Source organism: uncultured Stenotrophomonas sp., assembly GCF_945952405.1.
GTDB lineage: Bacteria > Pseudomonadota > Gammaproteobacteria > Xanthomonadales > Xanthomonadaceae > Stenotrophomonas.
This window is the reverse complement of record NZ_CAMFIA010000003.1, coordinates 62,652-77,030: the sequence shown is the minus strand read 5'-3', so window position 1 is coordinate 77,030 and position 14,379 is coordinate 62,652. Positions and strand designations below refer to the sequence as shown.

The following is a 14,379-nucleotide window of genomic DNA, read 5'->3' as shown; positions in this document are numbered from 1 at the left end:
CGTTCGGCCTCCGTGTCAGTGCAGGGTACGCGGGACGGCCAGCACGAACGGTGCGACCGGCGCGGCGAATTCGGTGCCATCGTCGGCGACCATGTCGTAGTGCCCCTGCATGGTCCCGTGATCGGTCCCCAGCATGACACCGGACGTGTAACGGAAGTCTTCACCGGGGCGCAGGCGTGGCTGCTCGCCGATCACGCCATCGCCGTCGACATGCTCGACGCGGCCGTTGGCATCGGTGATGCGCCAATGGCGCGCCACCAGGCGCGCGGCAACGCGCCCCTGGTTGTGGATGCGGATCGTATAGGCGAACGCGTAGCGGCCGTCTTCCGGGGTGGATTGATCGTCGAGGAAGCGCGGCGCGACTTCGACGGAGATGGCATAAACGTCAGCGTCTTCCATACCGGCAGTGTAATCAGGAGGCATTGGCCAAAGCGATGAATTCGGCCACGTCCAACTGTTCGGCGCGGGCATCGGGACGCACGCCTGCGGCCACGAACTGCTCGGCGGACACCACGTTGTTCAGGGCGTTGCGCAGGGTCTTGCGGCGCTGGCCGAAGGCGGCCTTGACCACTTCGGCGAAGCGCTTGTGGTCATTGATGTTGATCGTGGCCGGGTCACGCGGCACCAGCCGCACCACGGCCGAATCGACCTTCGGCGGCGGACGGAAGGCACCCGGCGGCACCACGAACAGCGAGGTTACCTGGCAGTACGCCTGCAGCATCACGCTGAGGCGGCCATAGACCTTGCTGCCGGGGCCGGCGGCCATGCGGTCGACCACTTCCTTCTGCAGCATGAAGTGCATGTCGCGGATCACCGCGGCATGTTCCAGCGCATGGAACAGGATCGGCGAGGAAATGTTGTAGGGCAGGTTGCCGACCAGGCGGATCGGCTGGCCGTCGGCCAGCGCGGTGAAGTCCACGCGCAGCACGTCGCGGTGCACGATGGTCAGCTCACCCAGCGGTTCGGCGGCAGCGGTCAACGGCGCGATCAGGTCGCGGTCGAACTCGATCACCGTCAGCTTGGGATGCACGCGCAGCAGGGGCAGGGTGATCGCGCCCTGGCCCGGGCCGATCTCGACAAGGCGATCGCCATCTTTCGGGTTGACCGCCATCACGATCTTGTCGATGTAGTGGCGGTCGGCCAGGAAATGCTGGCCAAGCTGCTTCTTGGCCGGGGCGGTGAACACCGGGCCGGAGGGGGAATGCGGGGAATTCATGCGCTCAGTGTACGTTGCCGCGCCAGCTGCGCACACAGCGTCGTTGCCGCCTGCAGACTCGAGGGATCGGCGATGCCGCGGCCGGCCAGGTCCAGCGCGGTGCCATGGTCCACCGCCACCCGTGGGTAGGGCAGGCCCAGGGTCAGGTTCACCGCCTGCTCGAAGCCCGAATACTTCAGTACCGGCAGGCCCTGATCGTGGTACATCGCCAGCACGGTGTCGAAACCGGCCAGCTTGGCGGGCAGAAACGCGGTGTCGGCCGGCAGTGGCCCGGCCAGGTCCATGCCCTCGGCGCGCAGGCGCTGCAGCAGCGGAATGACCAGGTCCAGTTCCTCGCGGCCAAGATGGCCGTCTTCACCCGCGTGCGGGTTCAGGCCGAGCACGGCGATGCGCGGTGCAGGCAGGCCGAACTCGCGCCGCAGCGCGGCATGCACGGTGCGCAGGGTGTGTTCCAGGCCGGGGGCGGTGATGGCGTCGGCCACCTCGCGCAGCGGCAGGTGGGTGGTGGCCAGCGCCACGCGCACGATGTGGTTGGCCAGCATCATCACCACCTTGACCCCGGCCTGGTCGGCCAGCAGTTCGGTGGTGCCGCTGTAGGCGATGCCGCCCTCATTGATGACGGCCTTGTGCACCGGGCCCGTGACCACTCCCTGCAGCTCGCCCGACAGGCAGGCCTGGCCGGCGCCGAGCAGGGCGCCGATGACCGCGCCGGCATTGGCCGGGTTGGCCTGGCCGAACCGGCTGGCGGTGGCGTTGCCGACGGCGCGCAGGCGCAGATCACCGGGGACGCGGGCTTCGGCGTCCTCGGGCAGCAGTTGCAGGGGCAGGTTCAGCGCGGCGGCGGCCGCGCGCAGGGTGTCCGGGTCGGCGAAGGCCAGCAGCCGGCAATCTTCGCGCGGCTGCTGGACAAGGCGGACACACAGTTCCGGGCCGATCCCGGCGGGCTCGCCCGGTACCAGAGCGAGCTCGGGGCGCATCGGTCAGGACTGCGGCGGGGTGGCGGTGTTTTCCGCGCGGTCACCGCTGCGGAAGCTGACGTAGGCTTCGCCACGCAGCTCCTGCAGGAAGCGGTTGTACTCGTCTTCCAGCTTGCGGCGACCGATGGTCTCGCGGATCTGCGCACGCTGGTTGTCGTTGGTCACGTCGGTCTGGCGGGTGGCCACGCGCTGCACGATGTGCCAGCCGGCATCGGTACGGAACGGCTGGCTGACGCCGCCATCCTGGATGCCGGACACCTGTTGGCCGAACGCCGGACCGAACGCGTCGGCCGGGAACCAGCCCAGATCGCCGCCCTGGCCCTTGCTGTTGTTGTCCTCGGAGGACTCCTTGGCCACGGTCTCGAAGTCCGCGCCACCGGCAATGCGGGCACGCAGGGTATCGATCTTGGCCTTGGCGGCCGCGTCGGTCTGGTGGTCATCCACGCGCACCAGGATGTGGCGGCCATGGTACTCGGTGACGGTGCTGCCACCGGTGGCGGCGCTGGCATCGCGCACTTCCACCAGCTTCAGCAGCTGGAAGCCGCTGGGGCCGCGGATCGGGCCGACCACTTCACCGGCCTTCATCTTTTCCATCATCTGCGCGAAGGCCTGCGGGATTTCATCCAGGCTGCGCCAGCCCAGGTCGCCGCCTTCCAGCGCGTTGGGGCTGTCCGAATAGCGGACCGCGGCCGCATTGAAGTCCAGCTCGCCCTTGTCCAGCAGGGCCTTCACGCCGTCGGCCTTCTTCTGGCCGGTGGCGATCTGGTCGGCGTTGGCGCCGTCGGGCAGGGCGATCAGGATGTGCGCCAGGTGGTACTGGTTGCCGGCCGTGGCCTGCTGCTTCAGCGCGGCGTCGACTTCGCCCTCGCTGACGCTGATGCGGCTCTGCGCGAAGCTCTGGCGCAGGCGCTGCACGGTGATCTCGTCCCGCACCGAGGCGCGGAAATCGTTGAAATCGATGCCGTCATGGGCCAGGCGCTGGCGCAGCGCATCCAGGGTCGAACCATTCTGCTGGGCGATGGTGTTCATCGCCTGGTTCAGCTCCTGGTCGCCGACACGGATGCCGCTGCCCTGGGCACGCGCCACCTGCAGCTTGACCAGCACCAGGCGCTCGAGCACCTGGCGGCTGAGCACGTCTTCCGGCGGCAACTGGTTTTCGCGGCCGGCGTACTGCGCCTTGATGTTGGCGATCGCACGCTGGAGCTCGCTCTGCAGGATCACGTCCTCATCGACGACGGCGGCGATGCGGTCGAGCGGTCGCGCCTCCTGGGCAAGCACCTGCAGGGGGGCGGACACGCTGGACACCGCCAGCAGCGAGGCGAGTAGAACGGGGAAGCGCTTGGTCATGGGATCAGATTCGGATCGTAGTCATCCCGGGTCGCCCCGGTGTTGCTGGGCGGCACGAGATAGAGGTCGTCGCGGTTGTAGCCGAGGATAGCACGGCGCAGGGTGCGGTCCGTGTCCTGGCCGATGGAGCTCAGGCCCTTGAGAACGAACTCCACCTGGATGGCATTGTTCATCTCGCCTTCGCGGTTGCGGACGTAGCGGCGGGCGACCGCACGCACGGCCAGGCAGCAGCTGTCCCACTGCACGCCGGCGATGATTTCCAGCGGTTCCTTGTCCTGCAGCGAGTAGTAATACCGGCCCACCAGGCTCCAGCGCGCATTCAGCGGGTACAGGAACGACAGGTCGGCCTGCTCCAGCAGGGTCCGGTCATGCTTGTTGGCGCCCGCCGCGGCACCGGCATTGATGCGGTAGCGGTAGCTCAGGTTGACCACGCCATCGTTGGGCATCAGGTAGCGGGCACGGACGCTGGCCAGATCCTCGCGCTTGTACTTCGGGTCCCACTGGTAGGTGGCGCCCAGGGTCCAGCGGTCGTTGATCATGTAGTTGCCGTCGGCGATCCAGGCCGACTTGCCCTTCTCCACCGGCGCACCGCCCGGGGCCACGGTCACCCGCGACTCGTCGAAGTACTGGATCTGGCCGATCGCGGCCGAGAACCGTTCCTTGCCGGTGGTCTGGTCGATGAAGCGGGTACCCAGTGCCAGGGTCAGCTGGTTGGCATCGTTCTGGCGGTCGGCGCCGGTATAGCGCGAATCGCGGAACAGCTGGCCCCAGCTGAAGGTGAAGTCACGGGTATCGAAGATCGGCAGGTCGTCCTGGTTGCGGTACGGCGTACGCAGGTAGAACAGGCGCGGTTCCAGCGTCTGCAGGAACGACTTGCCGCGGATGCTGGTCTCGCGGTCGAAGAACAGGCCGGCGTCGATGCTGCCGATCGGCAGGCTGCGGCTGGGCGAGGTGTTGCCGCGCAGCTGTTCCGGGGTCGCGGTGGCCGGGTTGATACCCTGCGAACTCAGCACGCTGGCGCGCACCTGGTCGGCCAGCCCGCGGTCCAGCTGGTAGCCGGTGTAGCGGTAGGCCAGGGTCGGGGTGATGTACCAGGCCGCGCCGCTGAGCGGGAATGACACGTACGGCTTCAGGTCCAGCCGCGAACCGCCATACATGCGCTGGACCTGGCCGGTGCGGGTGTACTGCAGGTCCGGGCCGGCGCTGGCGTCGTACTTGAAGTTGATGTCGTCGTGGGTGAAGCGCACGGCTTCGGCGTAGACGCCGGTTTCCAGCCACGGCAGGACCGGCTTGTCCCAGTTGAAGTACAGGCGCGGCTGGCGGTTGTAGGGCAGCGCGCTCTCGTTGAGGGTGTAATCGGTCAGCTGGAAGCGGTCGGCCATGATGCCGGCCGTCCAGTTCTTGCCGGTGCCGTACAGGCCAACCGTGCTCTGCAGGTTGGAGGCGGTCACCCCGACCAGGCGGTTGGCGAAGTCCTCGACATAGCGCTCGTCGCTGACCCAGGCCAGGTTGGCGCGCGCCTGCCAGTGGCTGTCCACGTTGTGGTAGCCGGTGAACATCACCCGGCCGCGGTCGCGGTCGCGCAGGCGGTCGTTGGGCATGAACGAGGTCAATACCTCGCCGCGGCCGCCGTTGTAGAGGTAGCGGAACTCGTTGTCGAGCAGCAGGCCGCGCCGGCTCATGTAGCGCGGGGTCAGCGTGTCGTCGTAGTTCGGCGCCAGGTTGAAGTAGATCGGCTGCGCGTAGTCGACGCCGTTGCGGCCGGACATGCCCAGCTGCGGGAACAGCAGGCCGGTCTTGCGGCGGTCATCGATCGGGAACTTGAAGTACGGCGCCCACAGCACCGGCACCTTGCCGATGCGCAGCACGGCGTTGCGGGCGGTGCCGAAGCCTTCGTCGTTGTCCACTTCAATCTGCGGCGCCGACAGCTTCCACACCGGCTGCGACGGGTCGCAGGTGGTGTAGGTGGAGCGATGCATCTGGCCGACCGCGCCCTGCAGGTCGACCGACTCGGCATCGCCGTTGCCGCGGCGCGACACCAGCTGGTACTTGATGTCGGAGATCTTGTGGGTGTCGCTTTCCTGGTTGCCCTCGGCGCGCTTGGCGATCATCCGGATCGACCCGTCCTGGTAGCGGACATTGCCGTCGGCGATGTAGTTGCCGGTCTCGGTATCGAAGCTGAGCTTGTCGGTACCGACGAACTGGTCGCCCCGGCGCAGCGCCACGTTGCCCTCGTACTGCGGCACGGTGGTGGTGCCCAGCAGCTGGTCACCCTCGATGTCGGTCGGCTGTTTCTCGCGCGCGGCGGCGGCGCTGGCCTTGTCCTGGCCGGGGATCGGGGTCGGCGCGTCGGTGAACGCGGGAATGACGTCGGTGGCCGGGCACAGGCCCCAGTTGAGCGGCTTTTCATCGGCCATCGCCGGCAGGCTGATGGCGATGCTCAGAGGCAGGGGAAGCAGGCGGAGGGCTCGGCGCACGCGGTTCGGATTCGGGCGAAAACGGACGGTAGCTTGCCCCATCCCTTGCATAGGGGCAATGAAGGGCGCCGGAGACTGCCGGTTCGGGTTCATCCGGCGGTGGCACCGGAGGCCGCTGACATCAGGGCCTGGACGTGCGCCACGCTGCACTCTGCGAGGGCCTGCAGGTCGTAGCCGCCCTCCAGCATCGACACCACCCGGCCGGCCGCATGGCGACGCGCCAGCGCATGCAGTTCACGGGTGATCCAGGCGAAATCGTCGGTCTCCAGCATCAGGTCGGCTTGCGGATCGCGCAGGTGGGCGTCGAAGCCGGCCGAGATCAGCAGCAGCTGCGGGCGGAAGTCGTCGATCGCCGGCAGCATCTCGTCGGCCCAGACATTGCGGAAGCGGAAGCCGCCGCTGCCCGGGGGCAGCAGGATGTTCATCAGGTTGCCGGCACCGCGGTCGCGGCGCAGGCCGGAGTTGGGGAACAACCCGGCCTGGTGGGTGCTGTAGTACGAGACCCGGGCATCGTGCTGGAAGATGTCCTGGGTGCCGTTGCCGTGGTGCACGTCGAAGTCGACCACGGCGATCCGCTCCAGGCCGTGGCGGTCACGGGCGTAGGCGGCGGCGATGGCGATGTTGTTGAGCAGGCAGAAGCCCATCGCGGTGCTGCTGGTGGCGTGGTGGCCCGGTGGCCGCACCGCGCAGAAGGCCAGCGGGTCGTCGCCCAGCATCACCGCATCGACCGCGGCCACGCCGGCGCCGGCGGCATGCACGGCGGCGCTGGCCGAGCCCGGCGAGGTCCAGGTGTCCATGTCCAGCTGGCGCAAGGGGGCTGTCTGCGGCTGCAGCACGAAGTCGAGCAGGGCGCTGTCATGCACTCGGGTCAGCTCGCCGAACTTGGCGGGCGGGGCTTCGCGCCATTCAAGCTGGCCGGGAAAGGCCGCGTGCAGGGCATCAAGCACGCGCTGCAGGCGCTGCGGGCATTCGGGATGCCCGGGGCCGGGGTCATGCAGCAGGCAGGACGGGTGGGTATAGACCAGCATCGTGCCGACTCAGCGCTGGCGCTGCTGTGGTTGCCACAGCGCCTCGCCCTGGCCATCGGCACGGGCCAGCACCCGGGCCAGCACGAACAGCAGGTCCGACAGCCGGTTGAGGTACTGCAGCGCCTCGCTGCGTACCGGTTCGCGGCGGGCCAGGGTGACCGTTTCGCGCTCGGCACGGCGGACGATGGTGCGTGCCAGATGGCAGCGCGCGGCGGCCTCTCCCCCCGCCGGCAGGATGAACTCCTTCAGCATCGGCAGGCCGGCGTTGTAGTGGTCCAGCTGCTGCTCCAGCGCCGAAACATCGGCGGCATGGATGGCCGCGTGGCCGGGAATGCACAACTCGGCGCCCAGGTCGAACAGCTGGTGCTGCAGGTGCACGACCAGTGCGCGCACGTCTTCGGGCAGAGCGGTCGCCAGCAGCAGGCCGAGTGCGGCATTGGCCTCGTCAACGGTGCCGTAGGAGGCCACGCGGGCGTCATCCTTGGCTACGCGCTGGCCATCGCCGAGGCCGGTACTGCCGTCGTCGCCGGTGCGGGTGTAGATGCGCGAGAGGCGATGACCCATGGTGCGGCTCAGTGACGGATGTCGCGGCGGGCCTGCTGGAGCTTCAGTACCTGCTCCACGGCCAGTTGCAGGGCAGCGGCCAGCGCCACGTAGATCGCGGTGGTGCGCAGGTACGGCCCGAACCACTGCGCGTAGTTCTGTGCCCAGCCGGCCACGGTCGGTTCGGCCACGTTGCGGCTGCTCCAGTAGAAGCCACCCTGCGCCAGCAGGTGGCAGACCGCCACCGAGGCCACCAGCAGCAAGGCGCCCTTGGCCAGCACCGGCCAGCGCGCGCTCTGGTAGTTGCGGCCCAGCAGCATGCCGCCGGCCCACAGCGAGAAATACGCTGGCAGCAGCAGCCAGTAGCCCGGCGACACGCAGTAGTGCTGCCAGAAGTCCAGGCCGCTGCTGCGGATCACGATCCAGTCGACCAGCACCGCGAACACCATCAGCAGCGGGAACGCCCAGCGTGTCCAGCGCGCCAGGTAGAAACCGCCGATGAAGAACACGGCCCAGGAGGCATCGGGGATCGCCGCGAAGTGGTTGACCCGGGTCGCCGCCAGCAGCAGTACGAGTACGGACAGGACGAAGGCGCGGTTGGCGGTGTCGGACATGGTGGCGGGCCCGGGGCGGATTCAGGTTTCATTCTAGCCCGCCGCGCAGGTTGGCGCAGGCGCTGTCCCGTTCGGCGTACAGTCGGGGCGAGCGCGTATCATGAACGCATGAGTGAACGACATGACGTGCTGATCGTCGGTGGCGGCCTGGTCGGCGCCAGCCTGGCCATTGCCCTGGACCGCCTGGGTCGCGACGTGGGCCTGCTCGAGGCCAGCCCGGCCGGCGAGCTGCCGGCGGTGTTCGACCAGCGCAACCTCAGTTTTGCTGCGGCCACCGTCAACGCGCTCACCGCGCTGGGGGTGATGCAGAAGCTGGCGATGGCACCCGGTCCGATCCGTCACATCCATGTCAGCCGCGCTGGCGATTTCGGCCGCGTGCAGCTGCACGCAGCCGATTACGATCGGCCGTGGTTCGGCCAGGTGGTGGTCGCGCGTGATTTCGGCCAGGCGCTGGAAGCACGCCTGCAGGAGCTGCCGCGGCTGCGCCGATACCGGCCGATGCGATTCCTCGGGCTGGGCCCGGTGGTCGATGGCTACCGCCAGGTGCGGGTGGCCGACGAGGCCGGCGAACGCGTGCTGCTGGCCCGGCTGGTGGTCGGTGCCGATGGCACCGGCAGCGGCGTGCGCGACGCGCTGGGCATCGAGGTCGATCGCCATGATTTCCAGCAGACCCTGTTCGTGGCCCGCGTGCGCAGCCAGCGCGCGCCCGACGGCACGGCCTGGGAACGCTTCACCGATACCGGCCCGACCGCGCTGCTGCCGCGCGGCGACCGCCACTTCGGCTGCGTGCATGGCGTGGCACGCGATCAGGCCGATGCGGTGATGGCGCTGGACGATGCCGCGTGGCTGCAGCGCCTGCAGGCGGCGATCGGCTGGCGTGCCGGCCGCCTGCTTGAATCCGGCCCGCGCAGTGCCTACCCGCTGATCCAGGTGCTGGCCCGCGCGCTGGCCGCTGAACGCACGGTGCTGCTTGGCAATGCCGCGCAGACCATCCACCCGCTGGGCGCGCAGGGGTTCAACCTGGGCCTGCGCGATGCGCTGACCCTGGCCGAACTGCTGGAGGATGCGCACGATGATGCCGGCAGCGATGCGCTGCTGCAGGCCTATGTGGCCCGCCGCGAGGAAGACCGCCGGCAGACGGTGGCGTTCTCCGGTGGCCTGGCCCGCCTGACCAGCAACCCGGCACCGCTGCTGCGGCCGTTGCGCAGCCTCGGCCTGGTCGCCGCGCAGCGTGCGTCGGTGCAGTCGATGCTGGTCGGCGGGGCCATGGGATTCCGTGGCGAAGTGCCACGCCTGTGCCGCGGAGAAGCCGCATGAGCCGGCGCGCGCGCCTGGATGTGGCCATCGTCGGCGGTGGCGTGGTGGGGGCGGCCGCAGCGCTGGCACTGGCCGAGGCCGGGCTCTCGGTTGCGCTGGTGGAAGGCCGCGAACCGTCGCCGTGGCAGGCCACGCAGCCGGACCTGCGCGTGTTCGCATTCGCCGCTGACAACGTCCAGCTGTTGCACCGCCTCGGTGTGTGGTCGGCGATCGCGCAGGCCCGCGCCTGGCCCTACCGGCGCATGCAGGTATGGGATGCGGCCGGGGGTGAGGATCTGCTGTTCGACGCCGATCGGTTCGGCCGCCGCGAACTGGGTTACATCGTCGAGAACGGCCTGTTGCAGGATCGCCTGTGGGCCGCGCTGCCGGCGGCTGGGGTGCAGCTGCACTGCCCGGCACGGGTGGAGGCGCTGGAGCAGGACGAAGAAGGCGTGCGCCTGCGCCTGGACGACGGCCGTCGCCTGGAAGCGGCGTTGGCAGTGGCGGCCGATGGTGCCGAATCGACCCTGCGCCAGCTGGCCGGGATCGAGGTCGAACGGCATGACTACCACCAGCGCGGCGTGGTGGCCTACGTGGACAGTGAACTGCCGAACCAGGCCACCGCCTGGCAGCGCTTCCTGCCGACCGGGCCGCTGGCACTGCTGCCGGTTGCCGAGCGTCGCAGCTCGATCGTCTGGACCTTGCCCGAAGATGAAGCCGCGCGCGTACTGGCACTCGATGAAGACACCTTCAACCGGGAACTGACCCGTGCCTTTGCTGCGCGCCTGGGTGAGTTGCGGCTGGCATCGCCGCGAGCCGCGTTCCCGCTGCGCCGGCAGTTGGCCCGTCACTACGTGGCCGGCCGCGTGCTGGCGCTGGGCGATGCCGCGCACGTGGTGCACCCGCTGGCCGGGCAGGGCGTGAACCTGGGGCTGCGTGATGTCGCGGCCCTGCAGCAGTGGCTGGCACCGTCCGCGGAGCGCCGCGGCCAGCCGCGGCTGTCACCGCAGCGCCTGCAGCGCTGGGCGCGTGAGCGACGCAGCGACAACCACATCGCTGCCTACAGCTTTGATGCGATCAACCGCCTGTTCTCCAACGACGAAATGCACCTGACCCTGGCCCGCGGCCGCGCGCTGGGCTGCGTCGGCAAATGGCCGCCGCTGGTGCAGGCGTTCTGGAAACGCGCCGCCGGCGTCTAGAACAAAAAGGGGACGGAGGGGATTAAGTCGTTTGTGGCACAAACGACTTAATCCCCTCCGTCCCCTTTTTCAGTCGGTCAGCCAGCCGGCCAGGTCGGCGCGGTCGAGCTTGCCGCGGTGCCTGCGGTCCAGTGAGTTGAATTCATCCGCCAGCGCGGGGTTGGCCTGCGCTTCCTGGCGGCTGATGAAACCGTCGCCGTTGACGTCAAGGTCGCTGAAGCGGAAGCGGTACTGGCCGATCACGCTGCTCGGTTCCAGCGAACGCACCGTCACCTGCGCCTCGCCGGCCGGCTGTGCAATCTCGACACTGCCGGTGACCTGGCCAGCGCCCAGCGGCTGCTGGCGGATCGCGCCGCCGGTCGGGCCCAGCGGCCGGCTCTGCGCCGGCGTGGACGGTGCATGCTGGGCCACGACGGGGGCCGTGGCCAGCAGTGCGGCCAACAGGACAGTGCAACGCGCAATGCTCATCACAGGCTCCTTGCCAGGGGATACCGGCAGCGTACTCCCGGCAACCTGTGCCGCCGATGACGGATCAGCGCAGCGGCGAGGCCAGTACGGTGATCTCTTCACGATCGTGATAGAGCTGCTTGGCGCGGACCACCAGTGGCTTGCCGGCCTGGTCCTGGAACAGGTCCAGGCACAGGCGCGTTTCGTCCCAGCGCTTCTTCATCGGCAGTTTCAGATTGAAGATGGCATGCCTGCACCAGCCTTCGCGGAACCAGGTGGCCATGCGCTCGGCCACGCGGCGCGGCTGCTCGACCATGTCGCAGACCATCCAGTCCAGCGGCTGTTCCGGGTGCCAGTGGAATCCGTCCGCGCGCAGGTGCTCGACCAGGCCGGTGTCCAGCACGTGCTGGCGCAGCGGGCCGTTGTCGATGCTCAGTACGTGCATGTGCTGGCGGGTCAGCACCCAGGTCCAGCCACCCGGTGCGGCGCCGAGGTCGGCCGCGCGCATGCCGGGCTTGGCCAGCGCCTCGCGTTCTTCCGGGGTCAGCAGGGTCAGCAGGGCTTCGTCCAGCTTCAGCGCCGAGCGCGAGGGCGCTTCCGGCAGCAGTTTCAGGCGCGGAATGCCCAGCGCCCATGGTGCGCTGTCGGCCGGATCTGCCACGCAGACGAAGGCATGGGTACCGTCGACGAACACCACATGCAGGCGCGGCAGGCGGTTGTTCGGCTTGTCGCTGAGCTTGCCGGCCTTGCGCAGCGCCGGGCGCAGCGCATTGCCGAAAGCCCGGGCCAGCCCGGACAGCGGCTTGCCGGCGTCGGAATCAGGGTGTTCTACCCACAGGTCGCCGAAGCGCGGCGCATCGGCCAGCACCTCCAGCATCGGGGTGATGCGATCGCTCGGGTCGAGCTGCGGCAGTTCGGCCAGCACCACCAGCTTCTGGCGCGCGAAGATCAACTCGCGCCAGCGCAGGCGAGGTGCCAATGCGGCCGCCTCGTCGCACATGAACAGCACGTAGCCGTCATTGCGCTGGGTGCGCGCATAGCCGGCGAACCCGGCTTCACCGGCGCGGAACTGCAGCTCACCGGCCAGCTCGGGCTCGAAGCCCTGCCGGCACAGGCACAGCAGGCCGATGCCGGCCTCAGTAACGGGCGCCATCGCCTTCCCCATAGGCACGCAGCACGCTGCGTGCGGCGTCGCGGTTCAGGCCCTGCACCACTTCGATGCCGCGCTTGTTGAGTTCGCCAACCCAGTCGGCCGGCAGCGGGCCTTCATCGAACGGGGTCAGTTCCTCGACGTCGGCCGAATTGGCGCCGATCAGCAGGCGGTCGATGCCGGCCCACACGGTGGCGCCGTAGCACTGGCAGCAGGGCTGCGAGCTGGTGGCCAGGGTAACCGGCGACAGCACCGCGTTCAGGCGCGGGGTCTGCAGGCGCTGCTGGGCCAGCATGTAGGCCATGTTCTCGGCGTGCGCCAGCGAGGTCGCGTGCGGCATCACCCGGTTCACGCCCGCGGCGATGACCTTGTCATCCGGGCCGAACACCACCGCGCCGAACGGGCCGCCGCTGGCGTGCTCGACGTTCAGCCGCGACAGTTCGATCGCCAGCGCGACCTTGGCCTCATCGCCCGGATATCGACGATCCAGGTCGATCTGGTCGTGGATCCAGGCGGGAAGGGTCAGGTGGACTTGCGCGTACAGCATCGCGGGGGTGCCTCGTAGGGAATGGAAGAAGGTGCGGTTGCTTGGGAAACCGGCGCGCAGTGTAGCCGCACCGGCCTGTATCGGGTGTGGGCGCGGGTCAGGCCGGCGAACCGGTGCGGATCACCACGTACTGCTTGCGGAATTCCAGCCCGGCCTGTGGCCAGCTGGCGGCATAGGCGCGCAGCAGGGGCAGGGCGGCGGCAAAGTCATGGCCGTTGACCCGGCAATCGGCCTCGCACAGGCCATCGGCATCGCGCGAGGCGAACAGGCGGATGGCCAGGAACTGGCGCGCCTTCAGCAGCTCGTCGAAGGCATCCATGCTGCGCGTGAACAGGCAGCACGGGCAGGAACCGTGGTCGTCTTCGCTGCAGGTGGAGGCATCCACCTCGCGTGCGCGGTAGTGGGCCAGCGGCCCCAGCACGACGGTGCGCTGGTGTTCCTCGCCGTCGTCGCCGGCTGGATAGGCCAGGCCCATCATCGGCAGGCCCTGTGCGTCCTCGGCGCCGATCGCGGTCTGCAGGGTCGCCAGGTCCACCCGCACCCATGCCTGGAAGCCGGACAGCAGCGAGGCCCGCTCGTCGGCACCGTTGGCGTGCTGGTACTCGAACAGGCCATCGGCGAACAGCACGGGGTGCTGGGTCTCGATGACGGTCGAGGTCTGCCAGCCGCCGTTGTCGCGCGCCTGCGCGGCCATCGCGTGCGGGGTCAGGCGCAGCCCGCTGTCCAGCAGCAGCGCGCCGTCGTCGGTCCGGCAGGCGATGCCGCCGTCCTGCAGCGCCTGCTGCAGCAGTGGGAGGAGGGCAGTGGAGGGGGTGGTCATGTCAGGCCTGTGGGGGATGGGGTGGAACCTCCAGGCAGGGCCTGGACCTAGTGATCGAGGGCGTCGAGTTCAGCGCGATAGCGCTGCGCGTCGGACTGCTGCTGAGGGTCGTCGCCCTGGTCGCGCAGCCAGGTTTCCAGCTCGCGGCGATAGTCCGCGCGGAAAGCGGCGTTGCCGGGGCTGAAATGCAGCTTGCGCGCCGCGACCTCCACGCGCTCGCGCGCGTTGGCACGGGCCTCGGCGATACCGTGCGGTGATTCGTTGGTGAGGATGACGAAGTTTCGCGGGAAGCCCGGCGTGTACTTCACCACGAACGGCTGGTCCTGCGCCGGAATGCGGATCGCGTTCTCCAGCGGCCACAGCGAGGCGGTGTTGGTATGGAACACCACCTCCACATCGCGGCCCTCGGCCGTGCGCAGCACCGCTTCATAGCGCCAGATGTACTGCTCGTTCATCGTCGAGCTGGTCTGCTCCGACTTCACGATCACCGCTTCGCCGCGCTCTCCCACTACGTTGAGGAAGGCGGCGTTGAGGAAGTGACCGAGGAAGATGTTGAGCATCGCCAGCGGGAACACCACGATCGCGTAGCCCGGGAAGCGTCGCCACCACGAGACCAGCCCGGCCAGCACCATCGCCGAAAAGAACGTCAGCAGCGGATGCTGTGACAGGAACCAGAGCAGGGCGGACAGGGCGGTGGTCATCGTGGCGGGCGTGCGGG

14 protein-coding genes and 1 pseudogene are annotated in these 14,379 nt (G+C 69.0%); 2 read left to right on the top strand and 13 right to left on the bottom strand.

Going from position 1 to position 14,379, the window contains the following annotated elements; translation table 11 throughout:
- Positions 1-15 precede the first annotated feature (15 nt).
- From apaG to Q0P60_RS04200, 8 genes and pseudogenes are all read right to left on the bottom strand, one after another.
- The gene (apaG, locus tag Q0P60_RS04235) at positions 16-399 is read right to left on the bottom strand and encodes a Co2+/Mg2+ efflux protein ApaG (protein ID WP_197595269.1); all 384 of its coding nucleotides are present in this window, start codon (positions 397-399) and stop codon (positions 16-18) included.
- Between the two features lie 13 nt (positions 400-412).
- Positions 413-1,216, bottom strand: a complete 804-nt coding sequence (gene rsmA, locus Q0P60_RS04230) for a 16S rRNA (adenine(1518)-N(6)/adenine(1519)-N(6))-dimethyltransferase RsmA (RefSeq protein WP_294988688.1) — start codon at positions 1,214-1,216, stop codon at positions 413-415.
- Positions 1,213-2,193, bottom strand: a complete 981-nt coding sequence (gene pdxA / locus Q0P60_RS04225; RefSeq protein WP_294988685.1) for a 4-hydroxythreonine-4-phosphate dehydrogenase PdxA — start codon at positions 2,191-2,193, stop codon at positions 1,213-1,215. Before pdxA ends, rsmA begins: the two co-directional genes overlap by 4 nt.
- 18 nt (positions 2,194-2,211) lie before the next feature.
- Positions 2,212-3,540 (bottom strand): annotated as a pseudogene (locus Q0P60_RS04220) (peptidylprolyl isomerase); the annotation flags it as partial.
- The gene (gene lptD / locus Q0P60_RS04215; protein ID WP_294988680.1) at positions 3,537-6,017 is read right to left on the bottom strand and encodes an LPS-assembly protein LptD; all 2,481 of its coding nucleotides are present in this window, start codon (positions 6,015-6,017) and stop codon (positions 3,537-3,539) included. The pseudogene Q0P60_RS04220 and the gene lptD, both read right to left, overlap by 4 nt.
- 89 nt (positions 6,018-6,106) lie before the next feature.
- Positions 6,107-7,045, bottom strand: coding sequence for a histone deacetylase family protein (locus Q0P60_RS04210; protein WP_294988677.1), 939 nt, complete (start codon positions 7,043-7,045; stop codon positions 6,107-6,109).
- Between the two features lie 9 nt (positions 7,046-7,054).
- Positions 7,055-7,609, bottom strand: coding sequence for a cob(I)yrinic acid a,c-diamide adenosyltransferase (locus Q0P60_RS04205; RefSeq protein WP_294988674.1), 555 nt, complete (start codon positions 7,607-7,609; stop codon positions 7,055-7,057).
- Between the two features lie 8 nt (positions 7,610-7,617).
- On the bottom strand, positions 7,618-8,202 hold the full coding sequence (locus tag Q0P60_RS04200) for a hypothetical protein (protein WP_294988671.1): 585 nt from the start codon (positions 8,200-8,202) through the stop codon (positions 7,618-7,620).
- A 108-nt stretch (positions 8,203-8,310) separates the two neighbouring features.
- On the opposite strand from Q0P60_RS04200, the gene ubiH reads away from it, so the two are divergent.
- Positions 8,311-9,519 carry a 2-octaprenyl-6-methoxyphenyl hydroxylase gene (gene ubiH / locus Q0P60_RS04195; protein WP_294988668.1) on the top strand — a complete coding sequence of 403 codons (1,209 nt, stop codon included), beginning with the start codon at positions 8,311-8,313 and terminating at the stop codon, positions 9,517-9,519.
- The gene (locus Q0P60_RS04190; RefSeq protein WP_294988665.1) at positions 9,516-10,697 is read left to right on the top strand and encodes a UbiH/UbiF family hydroxylase; all 1,182 of its coding nucleotides are present in this window, start codon (positions 9,516-9,518) and stop codon (positions 10,695-10,697) included. The genes ubiH and Q0P60_RS04190 overlap by 4 nt, the downstream gene beginning before the upstream one ends.
- Before the next feature lie 69 nt (positions 10,698-10,766).
- Here the strand turns inward: Q0P60_RS04190 and Q0P60_RS04185 are convergent, their stop codons facing one another.
- The 5 genes from Q0P60_RS04185 to Q0P60_RS04165 form a co-directional block, all read right to left on the bottom strand.
- Positions 10,767-11,165, bottom strand: coding sequence for an EF-hand domain-containing protein (locus Q0P60_RS04185; RefSeq protein WP_294988662.1), 399 nt, complete (start codon positions 11,163-11,165; stop codon positions 10,767-10,769).
- A 64-nt stretch (positions 11,166-11,229) separates the two neighbouring features.
- Positions 11,230-12,297 (bottom strand): 23S rRNA (cytidine(2498)-2'-O)-methyltransferase RlmM, encoded by a 1,068-nt coding sequence (gene rlmM, locus Q0P60_RS04180; RefSeq protein ID WP_294988659.1) that lies wholly within the window; start codon positions 12,295-12,297, stop codon positions 11,230-11,232.
- A complete protein-coding gene (locus Q0P60_RS04175; protein WP_294988656.1) occupies positions 12,281-12,841 on the bottom strand; it encodes a nucleoside deaminase in 561 nt (186 codons plus the stop codon). Before Q0P60_RS04175 ends, rlmM begins: the two co-directional genes overlap by 17 nt.
- 97 nt (positions 12,842-12,938) lie before the next feature.
- Entirely contained in the window at positions 12,939-13,661 is a 723-nt protein-coding gene (locus tag Q0P60_RS04170) for a DUF6348 family protein (RefSeq protein ID WP_294988653.1), read from the bottom strand.
- Positions 13,662-13,708: 47 nt separating this feature from the next.
- A complete protein-coding gene (locus tag Q0P60_RS04165) occupies positions 13,709-14,362 on the bottom strand; it encodes a hypothetical protein (protein ID WP_294988650.1) in 654 nt (217 codons plus the stop codon).
- Positions 14,363-14,379: the final 17 nt, after the last annotated feature.

Coding starts and splice junctions, on each gene's coding strand:
- rsmA (WP_294988688.1), bottom strand. CDS start 1,216: ATGAATTCCCCGCATTCCCCCTCCGGCCCGGTGTTCACCGCCCCGGCC.
- Q0P60_RS04170 (WP_294988653.1), bottom strand. CDS start 13,661: ATGACCACCCCCTCCACTGCCCTCCTCCCACTGCTGCAGCAGGCGCTG.
- Q0P60_RS04210 (WP_294988677.1), bottom strand. CDS start 7,045: ATGCTGGTCTATACCCACCCGTCCTGCCTGCTGCATGACCCCGGCCCC.
- pdxA (WP_294988685.1), bottom strand. CDS start 2,193: ATGCGCCCCGAGCTCGCTCTGGTACCGGGCGAGCCCGCCGGGATCGGC.
- Q0P60_RS04165 (WP_294988650.1), bottom strand. CDS start 14,362: ATGACCACCGCCCTGTCCGCCCTGCTCTGGTTCCTGTCACAGCATCCG.
- Q0P60_RS04175 (WP_294988656.1), bottom strand. CDS start 12,841: ATGCTGTACGCGCAAGTCCACCTGACCCTTCCCGCCTGGATCCACGAC.
- Q0P60_RS04200 (WP_294988671.1), bottom strand. CDS start 8,202: ATGTCCGACACCGCCAACCGCGCCTTCGTCCTGTCCGTACTCGTACTG.
- Q0P60_RS04205 (WP_294988674.1), bottom strand. CDS start 7,609: ATGGGTCATCGCCTCTCGCGCATCTACACCCGCACCGGCGACGACGGC.
- apaG (WP_197595269.1), bottom strand. CDS start 399: ATGGAAGACGCTGACGTTTATGCCATCTCCGTCGAAGTCGCGCCGCGC.
- ubiH (WP_294988668.1), top strand. CDS start 8,311: ATGAGTGAACGACATGACGTGCTGATCGTCGGTGGCGGCCTGGTCGGC.
- Q0P60_RS04190 (WP_294988665.1), top strand. CDS start 9,516: ATGAGCCGGCGCGCGCGCCTGGATGTGGCCATCGTCGGCGGTGGCGTG.
- Q0P60_RS04185 (WP_294988662.1), bottom strand. CDS start 11,165: ATGAGCATTGCGCGTTGCACTGTCCTGTTGGCCGCACTGCTGGCCACG.
- rlmM (WP_294988659.1), bottom strand. CDS start 12,297: ATGGCGCCCGTTACTGAGGCCGGCATCGGCCTGCTGTGCCTGTGCCGG.